Here is a 13,195-nt window from a genome sequence, read left to right as displayed (position 1 = left end):
ACCGGCCTGCCCCTACGTCACCGGTCGCCCGGCAACGCGTTCCTTTCGTCCTGCCGCAGCACGAGATCCCACAGCTCCTGTCCGATCGGGGACTGCTCGTCCTCGATGAGGTGCCCGAGCAGTCCCGCGCACCTGCCGACGAGGGCCAGCCCACGCGCGAGATGCAGCGGCAGGTCCATGCTCAGGACCATCGCGCCGACCGCTCCGGCGGTGTTGGCGGGCAGCCTGCGGGAGTAGACGTCACGGGTCGCGTCGTCCACGGCCAGCAGCAGCCGCCAGTAGCGGCCGAAGTAGCCGTTCCGCTCCGACACCGCGCGCAGCGCCGGGATGCGCGGGTCGCCGTCGACGTGGATGTTGTGACCCAGGCCGTACAGAGGCAGGCGCGCGGCCCGGCGCTCCTTGACGAACGTCATCGCCACCTTCGCGACCTCGTCGTCGGAGCTCTCCTCGGTGAGGTCCCGGCCCGCCTCGCGCAGCATCACGGCCGCGTTCTGCATGGCTCCGAGGAAGACGCTGCCCGCGCCGAGCAGGCCGGCCGCCACCGCGGCCTGCGGCGCCTCGGGAGCACCCAGGAACGTCAACCGCGCGGCGAGCGCGCTCGGCGTGAGGCCGTGGTCGGTGACGGTCACCAGGATGGTGTTGAGCATGTCCTTCTCGTTGCCCTGGCACCGCCGCCCGATGGTGACGAGCAGGAGCATGTCGACGAAGTCGATCTGCCCGATCAGCTCGTTCGCCAGGTCGTGGCCCCGGACCGTGATGCGGTCCGGCGTCGTCTGGCCGATCTCAGTCTTGATCACTTCGCTCCCTCCAGCGGCCCGGACGTGACCAGCACGGCGTCCAGGGCGACGACGCCCCGACCGGCGGGCAGGACCCGGACCGGGTTCAGTTCGAGCTCCTCCACCGCGCCGCCGTTCACCTCGACGAAACGGGACACTCCGACAAGCAGATCGACCAGGGCGTCCACGTCGGAGGCGGCGCCCCCGCGCACTCCACGCAGCAGGGCCGCGCAGCGCGGCTCCTCGACGAGTGCCCGCGCCTGCTCCGGCGTCAGCGGCAGCAGGCGGCGCGCGACGTCCTGGAACAGCTCCACGAGGACTCCGCCCAGGCCGAAGGTCATGACCGGACCGAACACGGGGTCCCTGGAGACTCCCACGAGCACGTCGATTCCGGCCGGGGCCATGGCCTCCACCAGCACGCCGTCGAACGGCACGTCCGGGCGCGCGGCCGTGACCGACTCACGGATCCGCTCCAGGCCGGCGCGGACCTGGCCGGCGTCGGCGAGGCCGACGGCGACACCACCGACATCGGTCTTGTGCGTGATCCGCGCGCTGACCACCTTGAGCACGACGGGGTAGCCGACGCGCTCGGCGACGGCCACGGCCTCGTCGGCGGTGCGGGCGACGCCGGAGCCGGGGACGGCCACGCCGTGACGGGCGAGCAGCTCCTTGGCCTCGGGCTCGGTGTGGGTCACGCGCTCACCGCCGGACTCCTCACCGCCGGGCGCGGCGGTGCCGATCGGGCGCCAGCCGGTGTCGAGGTTCCACCGGCCGCGCTCGATCCATCGCTGCAGCGCCTTGGTGCCGTTGCGGACGCTGCGCACCGGCACCAGCCCGCCTTCGACGAGCTCGGTGTAGCCGGCGCCGAGCCGGTCGCTCATCCACACGGTCAGGATCGGCGTTTCGGTCTCACCCTGGACGGCGGCGATCGACGCGCCGATCTGCCCGGTCAGTTCCTCGTAGTCACAGGGGAACGGGTACAGGACGACGCCCACGTCGGGGTCGTCGGCGACCGCGCGAAGGCTCTCGTGGCCGATCTCGGGCCGGGAGAGGATGTCCGACGTGGCGTCGACCGGGTTTGCCACCGCGGCGTAGTCCGGGAGGGTCTCCCCCAGCCGCGTGAGCGTCTTCTCCGAGAACTCGGCCAGTTCGAGCCCGGCACTGCCGATGGCGTCGGCGGTCATGGCGCACCCGCCGCCCGAGAAGCCGTACACCGCGACCTTCTCGCGGCCGGTGGGCCGTTTGCGGGTGAAGAGCGCGGCCGTGTCGATGAGCTCGTCCATGTCGTCGACCTCGACGATCCCCACCTGCCGGAAGACCGCGCTGTTGACCTCGGCGGCGCCGGACAGCGAACCGGTGTGGGAGGCGACGGCCCTGGCGCCGTAGTCGGACCGGCCGACCTTCAGCGCGATGACGGGCTTGCCGCGTTCGGCGGCGTACAGCGCGGCGTCGGCGAAGGCGGGACCGTTCTTGATCCCTTCCATCGTGGTCGCGATCACGCTGATGTCGTCGGCGTCGGCGTAGTAGCGGACGAAGTCGGCCACCGTCAGGTCGACCTCGTTGCCCGTGGACGCCCACAGGCCGACGCCGACGCCGCGCTCCATGGCCTGCAGGAAGCACCGGCCGATGCCGCCGCCCTGCGTGGCCAGCCCGATGGGCCCGGGACGCTGGTCGAGGTGGAAGGACGGGGAGAACATGAAGCCGATGCGCTTGTTGAGGTTGCACAGGCCCGGTGAGTTGGGGCCGTAGATGCGCATGCCGGCTTCCCTGCCGATGCGGGCCATCTCCGCCTCGGCCCGCTTGCCCTCCTCGCCCATCTCGCCGAAGCCGGAGGTGAAGACGATGGCGAAGCGGACCCCCTTCTCGGCGCACTCGTTCAGCACGGTGAGCGCCTGCGCGGCCGGCACGACCAGCAGGGCCACCTCCGGCGTCTCGGGCAACTCCAGCACGCTCGTGTGGCAGGGCAGGCCGTGGATGGTCTTCTTCGTGCGGCTGACGAGGTAGGGCCTGCCGGTGAAGTCCGAGTGGTCGAGCAGGTTGGCGACGGTACGGGCGCCGAGGCTGCCCGGCCGGTCCGACGCTCCGATGATCGCTACGGACTCGGGGTCCACGAGCCGGGACAAGTCCGATGGGCCCGGAGCCACAGTCGCCTTCTTGCTGGGTGAACCCATGCGACGCCTCGCCTCCAAATCGTGTTATTTCGTTAAATGCTACGAGATATCGTGGTCTGTGGCAATGGCGAGCAGGAGCCGCCCTCAGTCGGCCGCTCCGCCGGACTCCGGAACGCCGAGGCGGAGCCGCCAGGTCAGCTCCTCATCCGTCGCGCGCAGCCCGAACTCACACGAGCACGCCGGCCGTCCCGCCCACGTGACGGTCAGACAGTGTTCACAACTGGTCGCCAGCGGCGGAGTGGGGCCGCTCGAAGGGTCGCGGAACGGGGTGCGGTCGGTCATGGGAACTTCACCTCGACATCCAGAGCCAGGGGTGTTGGGCCGACGACGGCCCGGGATCAGACCTCGACAGGCATCCACAACCCAAGAGGAGATGATTCTCCGGCATGTCGCGATATTACACGAAATACCGTTATTAGTCTGGAGAGGTGCGACGGATTCTCGCCCCGTCTGGTCGCCCGAACGCGACAAGGGCGGTCATCGAGCCATCCGTCCCGGTCGGCAGGACGTCGCCGTCTCTCGGACAGCAGTGGCTCGATGACCGCCCACGAGTCATCCGCGGCCTGCTTCGACCGGTTCCGCCGGCGATGTCAGGTCCCGATCGCAGGTGGCCGCGGTCTCGGCTCCGCCTCTCAGCGCGACGCGCTGGGGACGGTGACCACGTGGGCCTCCGTGAAGCCCTCCAGCCCGGCCCGGTTGGCGCCACCACGGCCCACGCTGCTCTGCTTCACGCCACCCCACGGCGCCCGGCCGTCGATCCCGCCACCGCCATGGGCGTTGATCCACGTCATGCCCGCCTCGATCCGGCGAGCCAGCGCGACCGCGCGGTCCACGTCACTCGACCACACCGAACTGCCCAGGCCGAACTCGGAGTCGTTGGCCATGGCGACCGCCTCGTCCAGCGACTCGTACCCGATCACAGGAAGGACGGGCCCGAACTGCTCCTCGCGTACCACCGAGGACGCGCCGGTCACGCCGGACACGATCACGGGAAGGAGGAAGTGACCCTTTTCCGGGTCGGCGTCAAGGGTGCCGTACTCGTCCACCCGGGCACCCGCCGCCCGAGCCTCCTCGATCAGGCGTGACACCCGGGTCCGGATGGCCGCGGTGTGCAGCGGGCCCATGGTCACCTCGGGCCGGAGCCCGTCGCCGACGACGGTGGGGGCGAGCACCGCCCCCAGCCCCTCGGCCACCTCGCCGACGCGTGCCGCCGGGACGTACAGCCGCTTCAGCGCGATGCACGCCTGCCCCCCGAAGGGGAACGCGGCCGCGACCAGGCGCTGATAGATCGACGGATCGGCCAGAGCGTCGTCGAGCACGACCGCCGGGTCGTTGCCGCCGAGCTCAAGGGTGATCGTGGTGTTCGCCGGCGCCGCCTCCTGGGCCACGAGCGCGCCGACGGCCGGGCTTCCGGTGAAGTGGACGTGGCGCACCAGCGGATGTTCCACCAGCGCCTGGGCCACCTTCGTGTCGGGCGAGGAGATCAGCGACAGCACGCCGGGCGGAAGCGCGGCCGCGAGCTGCCCGAAGAGCTTCATGACCGTCAGCGGTGCGGTCACCGGCACGTGGGCGACCACCGAGTTGCCCGCCAGCAGCGCCGGGGCGACGGTGATGACGCCCATGCCGATCGGAACGTTCCACGGCGTGAGGATGCCGATCACCCCGAAGGGGTCGCGGTAGACCCGCGTGCGGTGCGTGCCCGAGTCGCCCAGGTCGTCACCCTCGGCGAGCCAGGCCAGGTGCTCCTCGAGGAACTTCACCGGGTAGTCGAGATACTTCAGCTCCCGCGTGGAGTCGGCGAGCACCTTGCCGTGCTCACGGGTGAGCAGGCGGTCGGCGTCCGTGATGTCCAGTGAGGTCACGGCACCGACGATCAGTTCGAAGCGGCGCGCCGGCGACAGCGCCGCCCACCCGCGCTGCGCGTCGCCGGCCGCACGGACGACCGCGTCCACATCTCCGGCCGCCATCCTCGGGATCGTGCCGACCACCTCATCGGTGCATGCCGGGTTGTACACGTTGACGACCCCGTCGGCCGACAGCTTCACAGGAGTGACTAGGTCTATGTTCACCGGGTTCACTTGGCTACTCCCTAACACCCGACAACTTCCACATGAGGGCCAAGCCCTGAGAACCGTTTGCGGGCTTCCGCGTCGCACGCCGCTATTTCGTCGTACCCTACGGCACACCGTGGTTCCCAGCAAGAGTGCCCGGAGAGGGACAGGCCCCTCACGGACTTCGAACATCGACCAACAGCAACGATTTTCCGCATGAATTCACGAAACTTCGCGCCGGTTCCCTCGGATCGCCTCAGAGGTCCCTGGCGATGGTCTGCTTCATGATCTCGGACGTTCCGGCGTAGATCCGCAGCACCCGGTTGGACGTGTAGACGCGCGAGATCGGCGTCTCGTCACTGAAGCCCATGGCCCCGAACAACTGCACGCAGCCGTCGACGACCCGGTTGGACATCTCGCAGAGCCAGAGCTTGCCGATCGAGCCCTCGGTGGCGGTGGCGACCCCGCTGCGGACCTTGCGCACCATCTCGTGCAGGTAAGCCCGGCCGACCTCGATCTCGCTCTTCATGGTCGCCAGCGCGAACTGGGTGTTCTGGTAGTCGAACAGGGGGCGCTGGAACACCTCACGCTGCTTGACGTAGTCAAGCGTCATCTGGAAGGCCAGCTCCGCCTGGCCGAGCGCGCGGAATCCGATCTGCAGCCGGTCGTACGCCAGCGAGCTCATCATGATCCGCATCGCGCCGCCCTCGCCGCCGAGCACGTTGGACGCGGGGACGCGGACACGGTCGAAGTGCAGCTCGGCGGTGTTCCCTGACGGGAATCCCGTCGTCTTCAGCTTGCGGCGGGTCACCCCGGCCATCGACGGGTCCACCAGGAAGAGCGTGAGGCTCCGGCCGCGCCGCTCCTTCGAGGTCTTGGCCACCACGTAGAGGATGTCGGCGATGTCACCGTTGGTGATGAAGGTCTTGTGACCTGACAGCACGTAGTCGTCGCCGTCCCGTTCGGCGAAGGCGCGCATGGCCAGCACGTCGCTGCCGGCGTCCGGTTCGGTGATGGCCATCGCCTGGATGGCCTCACCGGACAGGATCTGCGGCGCCCACTGGTGGATCAGCTCCGGCGAACCGCCGTCCAACAGGGCACCGGTGGCCATGTCGGTGCAGAACAGGCTGCCGACCGTGCCGTAGCAGTGCGACCGGGCGATCTCGTAGGACAGGATGACGTTGGCGATCGGGGTGCCGCCCGGCCCGCCGTACTCCTCGGGGATCGCGGCGCCGAGGATGCCGGCCCGGCCCGCCGCCCGCCACGCCGCGTGGCGCGACTCGCTGTCGGTCCCCAGCTCATGGAAGGCCGGCTCGATCTCCTTGTCGAGGAACGCCCGGACGGTCTGCCGGTACATCTCCTCCTCCTCGCTGAACGGCGAGTAGTAGGCCAGCTCGGATGCGACCTGCGGGCGGTCGAACAGTCCGAAGTCAGCGGTCACGGCAGAGCTCCTCACAAGTCGTCCGGATCAGGCCGGACAGTTCACGTGGTTTCATCGAACGACGCCGTCCCGCAGCAGCTCCTCGACCTCGGCCTCGGTGTAGCCGAGCTCGGCGAGGATCTGCCCGGTGTGCGCGCCGAAGCCCGGCGCACCGGGCCGGTCGTGCACCGGGATCTCGGTGCGGGAGAAGTTGACCAGCGGGCCGAGGCAACCGGTCAGCCGGCCGTACCGGTCGTCCGCACGGTCCACCAGCACGTGCGCGGCGGTCGATGCCGGGTTGTCCAGCAGCTCGGCGAGGCCGTCGGTGCGGCAGAGCTCCGCCCAGACGCCGGCCCCGGCGAGGGCGGCCAGGAGTTCCTCGCTCCTCCAGCGGGACGCCCGCTCGTCGAAGCGCGCGGCGACGGCGTCGTCCCAATCGGCGCGCGGCGGCGGTTCCTCCTCCGGGAGCAGGACGCGCCACATCGCGTTCGCGGCCTCTTCGGTGCGCGCGGCCACCGCGATCCAGCCGTCGCCGGTCCGGTAGAACCGTTCACCGGGATGGACGCCCTGCCGGGCCGCGTCCAGCGGGGGCGCTCCCCGCATGGTGCCGTCGGCCGCCCGTCGCAGGTCGGACAGCAGGAACATCCCGGCGTTCAGCAGGCTGAGCCACCGGTCGCCGACCCGGCCCGCCGTACGGCGCTCGTACAGGGACATGAGCACGGCGACCGCGCCGAGTGCCCCGCCGGCGTAGTCGAGGTAGGGCGTCCTGATCCAGAGCGGCGGCGCGGCGGGCCCGCCGGCGCGGCGCAGCAGGCCGATCAACGCCTGGATGACCATGTCGAAGCCGGGAGCGTCGGCGCGGGGACCGCTCGGCCCGAACGCCAGGCTCTGCAGCGTCACCGCGTCGGGCTTGACCGCCCGCACCGACGTGGGATCGACGCCCAGCCGCTCGGCCGCCTTCGGGCGGAAGTTGTGCATGACGACGTCCGCGCCGCTGAGCAGCCGCCTGAGCACCTCCGCACCTGCCGGCGACTTCGCGTCGACGGCGAGGGCGCGCTTGCCCACGTGCGCGGCGAGGAAGTGCCGCTGCAACCCGCGGTTCGGGTCGCCGGTGAGGGACTCGACCTTGACGACCGAGGCCCCCAGGTCGGCGAGCAGCCGGCTGGCGAAGGGGCCCGCGACGTAGGACCCGAAGTCGAGGACCGTGATGCCGGCCAGCGGCGCCCCGCCGGTCCGCTCATGGGGCCCGGCCTCGGGAACGGGAGCCGTCCCCGAGAGGCCGATCACGTTGCCGACACCGGTCGCTCCCGCCCGGTCGACCAGCAGGCGGTTCGCGGCGAGCTGCTCGTCGTCCCAGAACTCGCCGAGTTCGAGCACCGGGGCCGCGGGAAGCCCGACCTCGGCGGCGGCGGCCAGGATGTCGTCGCGGTTCATCCGGGCCACGGCCGGCGCGATCAGGGGACGGTTGCCGAAGTAGGTGTCAGGCGAGGCGCCGATGCGGGGGATGCCGCGGTCCTCGGGGTCGACCGGCTCGTCGATGCCGAGGATGCGGTACAGCTTGGCGACCGCGGCGGGAACCCCCATGACGAACTGCACGTAGGTCCCGTCGGCGCACTGGAAGGTCAGGTGCTGGACGTCCTTCGGCGTGACCTTGTGGAACTCGTCGTCGGGGCGCTCGGCCCTCATCCAGAACGGCATCATGAACATCGCCGCGCCCTGCTGCAGCGACGCCGTGACGACCTGGCCGCGCCCGGTGTCCACGCGGTCCAGCAGCGCCGCCCAGGCGCCGAGCGCGCCCAGGACGGCCTGCCCGTACGTGGGGAAGGGCACGGCGAAGTACATCGGCCGGTCGCTGTACTGCTCGGCGGCCAGCCCGGTGCGGGCCTGCACGAGCAGGTCGACGGCCGGCGCCTCCGGGGCGTACCCGTCCACGTATCCCGTCAGGTGCACGACGACGAGCCCCGGGTGCCGGGCGGCGAGTGCCTGGGCGTCCCGCCGGGTGGCGACCGCGGGATGGTCCTCGCCGCCGACCAGGCACACGTCCGCCCGCTCCAGCAGCTCGTCGAGATCGCCGGCTTCGGCCGGCACGGTCACGGACCGCCAGCCCCGGTGGGCGGGGTAGATCTCGTCGAAGACCTCGTCGCCGGGCGGGGCGACGCGGTGCACGACCGCGCCGCCGTCGGCGAGCAGGGTGCTCAGCAGCGCCGCGGCCATGCCCGTGCCGAGGTCGACGACGCGCAGGTCGTGAGCCGGCCGCGGGGTCGTCATGACGGGTCTCTCCTCGATGCTCATTCCGATGTCGCTCGCGGGCTCTCAGCGGGCCTTGAACTGCGGCGCGCGCTTCTCGGCGAAGGCTCGGCCGGCCTCGCGGAAGTCCTCGGTCAGGTCGAGCCGGGACAGCTGCATCTGCTCGTCGAGCGTGGTCGCGAGCGGGACCCACTGCTTGCGGGTGACGCGTACGGCGTCGCGGGTGGCCAGCGGCGGGGCCTTGAGCACCTCGCGGGCCAGCTCCTCGGCCGCCTTGAGGTGTTCGCCGGCGGGAACCAGCCGGTTGATCAGGCCGAGCCGGTGGAGCTCCCCGGCCTTGATCCGGCGGCCGGTGATGAGCATCTCCGAGGCCATCTTGGACGGCATGAAGGTCTTGATCTTGGCCCAGGTCCGTGAGCCGGACATGCCCGTGGTGGTCTCGCTGATGGCGAACTCGGCGTCCTCGGCCGCCACGATGAGGTCGCACTCGGCGGCCAGGTGCGCGCCGCCGCCGAGGACGTACCCGTGCACGGCCGCGATCACCGGCTTGTAGTTGGCGGTGCGGCCGAGCCACCCCTCGCCGCCGGTGCCGCGGAGGTGCTGGGCGCCGCCGACGTGGCCGTCGCGCACCGCTTCCAGGGCCTTCGCCCGCCTGGTCTCGTCATCGTCGCCGAAGGAGAACGAGCTGTGCTCCTTGACGTCGAGGCCGGCGCAGAAGGCCCTGCCCTCACCGTGGATGATCAGCACCCAGAGGTCGTCGTCGAGATCGAACTCCAGCAGCGCGGTGCGGATCTCGGACTCCAGCGTGTCGCTGAGCGCGTTGAGCCGCTCGGGCCGGTTCAGCTTCAGGTAGGCCAGGCGGCCGTCCGTGGTGAACTCGATGGTCTTGTAAGCGGTCATACCGTTTTCATCCTCAATCGTCAGATGTCATGGACAGAAGCGTCACAGGCTCAGCACGACCCGATCGCGCTCCAGGCGGGTGCGCTCGTCGTCGGAGAAGCCGGCCTCGGCGAGCACCTCACGCGTGTGCTCCCCGGACAGGGGGGCGGGGCGGAAGGCCGCCGGGTCGGGGGCCCAGTCGGAGAAGCCGATGAGCGGGCCGAAGCAGCCGGTCACCCGGCCGAACCGCCGGTCCGGGGTGCTGATGACCAGGTGGGCACGGCGGGCCGGCTCGTCCGCGAGCATCGCGGCGAGGGCGTCGCCCGCGCAGCGGGTCGCCCACACGCCCGCGGCGGCCAGCGTGCTCAGCACCTCGTCGCAGGTCCGCCCGCCGATCGCGGCGCCGAGGGCGCGGTGCTCGCCGGGACCCCAGCCCGCGCTGGGGCCGAGATCGCCGAGGCCCAGCGCGGCCGCCAGGGCCGCGCTCATCCGCTCACCGCGGGCATCGACGGCGATCCATCCGTCAGCGGCCCGGTACAGCGACCGCGCGGGATGGAAACCGCACCGGTCGGCGGCGAGCACCGCCGCGCCGGCGACCGATCCGTCCGGCCGGCGGACCAGCTCGCCGCGCAGGAACATCGCCGCGCCGAGCAGGCTCGTGTGCACGTCCACCGCCGCCCCGGTCTCGGCCCGCTCGTACAGCGCCGCGAGCAGCCCGATCGCGCCGAGCGCCCCGGTGCAGTAGTCGACGAACGGGGAGCGGTACCAGAGCGGCTCCTCGCCCTCCCCGCCCGCGCGCACCTCGTGCCCGCACAACGCCTGCATCACCATGTCGAACCCGCTGCGGTCCGCCCGCGGGCCCGTCGCGCCGTACGCGGTGGTGTGGAGATACGCCAGGTCGGGCCTGCCCTGCCGCAGCGCGGCGGCGTCCACCCCCAGGCGCTCGGCGACGCCGAGCCGGAAGTTGTGGTGCACGGCGTCGGCCGTCGTGGCCAGGCGCCGTACGAGCTCGCGGCCCTCCGTCGTCTTGATGTCGACGACGATGCTGCGTTTGCCCCGGTTCGAGGTCAGCGTGTTGCGCAGCCCCGTCAGGTTCGACAGCCCGCTCGGCGGCTCGATCTTGATCACGTCCGCGCCCAGGTCCGCCAGCAGCTTGGACGCGAACGGCCCGGCCACCCAGTTCCCCAGGTCGAGGATGCGGATCCCGGCCAGCGGCGGCGCGTCGTCACCAGGCACGCAGGACATGACGGTGCCGGAAGGCTCCTTCGCGGTTCCGGAGGCGACGGTCGTGAGGCCGACGGGGCCAGCCGGATACCGATGCCCGTCCGGGCCGGAGGCGACCAGACCGGCCGCCCGCACCTGGGGATCGTCCAGGCACTCCCCCGGCGCCAGCACCGGCTCGGCCGCGATGCCGACCGCGGCGAAGGCCTCCACGAGCTCGTCCCGGGGGAACCTGGCGATGTGGCGGCCGAGCACCTCGCGGTCGGCGAAGTAGTTCTCGGCGCCCCGGGCCAGGCTGGGAACGCCGCGGTCGTCGGGGTCGACGGGCCCCGGAATGCCGAGCACGCGATGCACCTTGGCCACCGCCTGGGGCACACCCAGCACGATCTGGACGAAGCCGCCGTCCGCGCATCGGAAGACGAGGTGTTTGACGTCACGCGGCGGGACCGCGTCGAACGCCGCGTCGGGTCGCTCGGCGGTGAGCCACAGGTGCGGCCAGAACAACGCCAGCCCCTGCTGCAGACTCACCCGCACCCGCTGTCCGCGCCCGCTGCGACGGCGCTGGTGCAGCGCGGCCCAGGCGCCGATGGTCGCGAGCAGCGCGGCGCCGTACAGCGGCGGGGCGAACGCCACCTGGGTCGGCCTGTCGCCGAACTGCTCGAAGACGAAACCGGTGCGAGCCTGCACCAGCAGGTCGGTGGCCGGGGTGGGGTCCGCCGTGCCGGGCACGTAGCCGCCGACCTCGACGACGACCAGCCGTGGATGACGGGTGGTCAGCTCCTGGACGTCCGGTTCGCCGAGGTGCGGCGCCGTACCCGCCTCGGGGTGGTCCTCACCGCCGACGAGCAGGACGTCGATCGAGTCCAGGAGGCCGGGCACGTCCGAGGGGTCGACCTCCGCCCAGTCGCGGGCCCACAAGGGCTGGGCCGGGTAGAGCTCGGCGAAGGGATCGGGTCCGGGGCGACGGACGCGGAGCACGGTCGCACCGGAATCGTGGAACAGCCGCGCCGCGGCGGCCGTCGGCAGCCCGTTGCCCGCGTCCAGGATCCGGAGCCGGGAGATGGGCAGGGGGCGTCGTGCGGCGACGGTCACACCCCGCTCCGGTCTGCCTCCGCGAAGTGGTCCTTCCACGACCTGCCTTCCTCGAGTACGAGGTAGTCCCCTCGGGGCTGCTGCGTGTAGTTCAGGCCGAGCGGCTCCTCCCCCCTGGCCACGCGCTGCGCGTTGTCGATGAGCCGGCGGCGGAATCGCGCGATCGCGAGGTCGGCGGGAACCAGGTGCTCGATCGGGAAGCGGTCCATCGGGCCCATCGACGCGGCCACCCCGAAGTCTTCGGGGATGAACCGATGCATCCCCGTGAAGCTCCCGTTCCGCATCGCCTCCCGGTCCTGGCCCCAGTTGTTCTCCTTGCGGGGCCGGCCGGGCAGGTCGTGGAACTCGCGGCCGAGTCCCCACGTGTCCATGCCGATGTCGTCGATGCCGTAGTAGGCCCGCAGCTCGTCGCGGGCCGCTCCGACGCCGATCTGCCGCGTGGGATCCCAGAAGATCATGAAAAAGTGTGACCGGTCGTTGTCGACGGGCAGCGTGATCTGCATGAGGTGGTCCGGCGGAACGAAGATCGTCGTCGGGAAGGCGTAGCTGGTGATCCGGGCCGCGCGTGACTCGGTGCCGTCCTCGTTCCTGACGGTGCGGATCGCCGCGTAACGCAGGCCGAAGTCGGCCTCCTGCACCTCGATGTCGGGCGCGAGGTTCTTGGCGAGGACGGCGCCCGTGGACGCTCGGGTCCGGCCGCCGAGCGTCGGCGCGGGACCGCTGCTGCTGTCGAGCTTCTTCAGCGCGTCCTGGTGCAGGACACCGGTGTGCGAGGAGTCGAGCAGGCCCTCGACCACGCGGGTGTAGTTCGCCGACGCGACGACGAGCTCGACGACGACGTTGTCCTCGGGGAGGTCGAAGAACGGGTGGTGCGGCAGCGGGGGCTCGGCCTCCGGTGGCCCGAAGTACCCCCACACGATGCCGCCCGCCTCGCGCACTCCGTAGGCGGGCTGGCGTACGCGCTGCTTGAACCGGTCGTCCCGGACATTGGGCGTGTCGAGGACGGTGCCGTCGACCGCGAACTTCCACCCGTGGTACAGGCACCGCAGGCCGCCCTCCTCGTTGCGGCCCAGGCACAGCGAGGCGCTCCGGTGCGTGCAGAGCTCGTCGAGGATCCCGAGACGGCCCTGGGAGTCGCGGAAGACGACGTAGTCGTTCCCGAGCACCCGGAGCCGCGTCGGATCGCCGTCCGGCTCGGCGACGTCACGCGTCAGGCATACGGGCCACCAGAACCGGCGCATCAGGTCGTGCATGGGCGATCCGGGCGAGACGTCCATGAGCAACTTCTTCTGCTCGATCGGGTTCATGGGGCCCCTTTCGCACATCCCACGCTTCCGG

The 13,195-nt window shown here is 71.4% G+C and carries 9 protein-coding genes; all 9 read right to left on the bottom strand.

Annotated features, from left to right (window positions below; genetic code table 11):
- Positions 1–17: 17 nt before the first annotated feature.
- The 9 genes from BMW85_RS34385 to BMW85_RS34345 all read right to left on the bottom strand — a co-directional run bounded on the left by BMW85_RS34385 (position 18) and on the right by BMW85_RS34345 (position 13,164).
- The gene (locus BMW85_RS34385) at positions 18–797 is read right to left on the bottom strand and encodes a citryl-CoA lyase (protein ID WP_091089968.1); all 780 of its coding nucleotides are present in this window, start codon (positions 795–797) and stop codon (positions 18–20) included.
- Complete coding sequence (locus BMW85_RS34380; protein WP_218156058.1) at positions 794–2,920, bottom strand: acetate--CoA ligase family protein; 2,127 nt, start codon at positions 2,918–2,920, stop codon at positions 794–796. Before BMW85_RS34380 ends, BMW85_RS34385 begins: the two co-directional genes overlap by 4 nt.
- 111 nt (positions 2,921–3,031) lie before the next feature.
- Entirely contained in the window at positions 3,032–3,229 is a 198-nt protein-coding gene (locus tag BMW85_RS48780; RefSeq protein ID WP_143082505.1) for a hypothetical protein, read from the bottom strand.
- Positions 3,230–3,579: 350 nt separating this feature from the next.
- Complete coding sequence (locus tag BMW85_RS34375; RefSeq protein ID WP_177241031.1) at positions 3,580–5,016, bottom strand: aldehyde dehydrogenase family protein; 1,437 nt, start codon at positions 5,014–5,016, stop codon at positions 3,580–3,582.
- A 238-nt stretch (positions 5,017–5,254) separates the two neighbouring features.
- A complete protein-coding gene (locus BMW85_RS34370; RefSeq protein ID WP_091089961.1) occupies positions 5,255–6,439 on the bottom strand; it encodes an acyl-CoA dehydrogenase family protein in 1,185 nt (394 codons plus the stop codon).
- Between the two features lie 51 nt (positions 6,440–6,490).
- Positions 6,491–8,686, bottom strand: coding sequence for a CaiB/BaiF CoA-transferase family protein (locus BMW85_RS34365; RefSeq protein WP_177241030.1), 2,196 nt, complete (start codon positions 8,684–8,686; stop codon positions 6,491–6,493).
- Positions 8,687–8,731: 45 nt separating this feature from the next.
- Complete coding sequence (locus tag BMW85_RS34360) at positions 8,732–9,565, bottom strand: enoyl-CoA hydratase/isomerase family protein (protein WP_091089957.1); 834 nt, start codon at positions 9,563–9,565, stop codon at positions 8,732–8,734.
- 42 nt (positions 9,566–9,607) lie between these two features.
- On the bottom strand, positions 9,608–11,857 hold the full coding sequence (locus BMW85_RS48775; RefSeq protein WP_177241029.1) for a CoA transferase: 2,250 nt from the start codon (positions 11,855–11,857) through the stop codon (positions 9,608–9,610).
- Positions 11,854–13,164: a Rieske 2Fe-2S domain-containing protein gene (locus BMW85_RS34345; protein ID WP_177241028.1), complete on the bottom strand. Its 1,311-nt coding sequence runs from the start codon at positions 13,162–13,164 to the stop codon at positions 11,854–11,856. The genes BMW85_RS48775 and BMW85_RS34345 overlap by 4 nt, the downstream gene beginning before the upstream one ends.
- Positions 13,165–13,195: the final 31 nt, after the last annotated feature.

This window comes from Nonomuraea wenchangensis (assembly GCF_900111685.1).
Classification (GTDB): Bacteria; Actinomycetota; Actinomycetes; order Streptosporangiales; family Streptosporangiaceae; genus Nonomuraea; species Nonomuraea wenchangensis.
The sequence above is the reverse complement of the archived record's forward strand: the minus strand, read 5'-3'. Positions and strand labels throughout refer to the sequence as shown.

What these genes read in the sequence shown, in the direction of transcription:
- BMW85_RS34360 (WP_091089957.1), bottom strand. Translation starts at nt 9,565, where the DNA reads ATGACCGCTTACAAGACCATCGAGTTCACCACGGACGGCCGCCTGGCC.
- BMW85_RS48780 (WP_143082505.1), bottom strand. Translation starts at nt 3,229, where the DNA reads ATGACCGACCGCACCCCGTTCCGCGACCCTTCGAGCGGCCCCACTCCG.
- BMW85_RS34365 (WP_177241030.1), bottom strand. Translation starts at nt 8,686, where the DNA reads ATGACGACCCCGCGGCCGGCTCACGACCTGCGCGTCGTCGACCTCGGC.
- BMW85_RS34345 (WP_177241028.1), bottom strand. Translation starts at nt 13,164, where the DNA reads ATGAACCCGATCGAGCAGAAGAAGTTGCTCATGGACGTCTCGCCCGGA.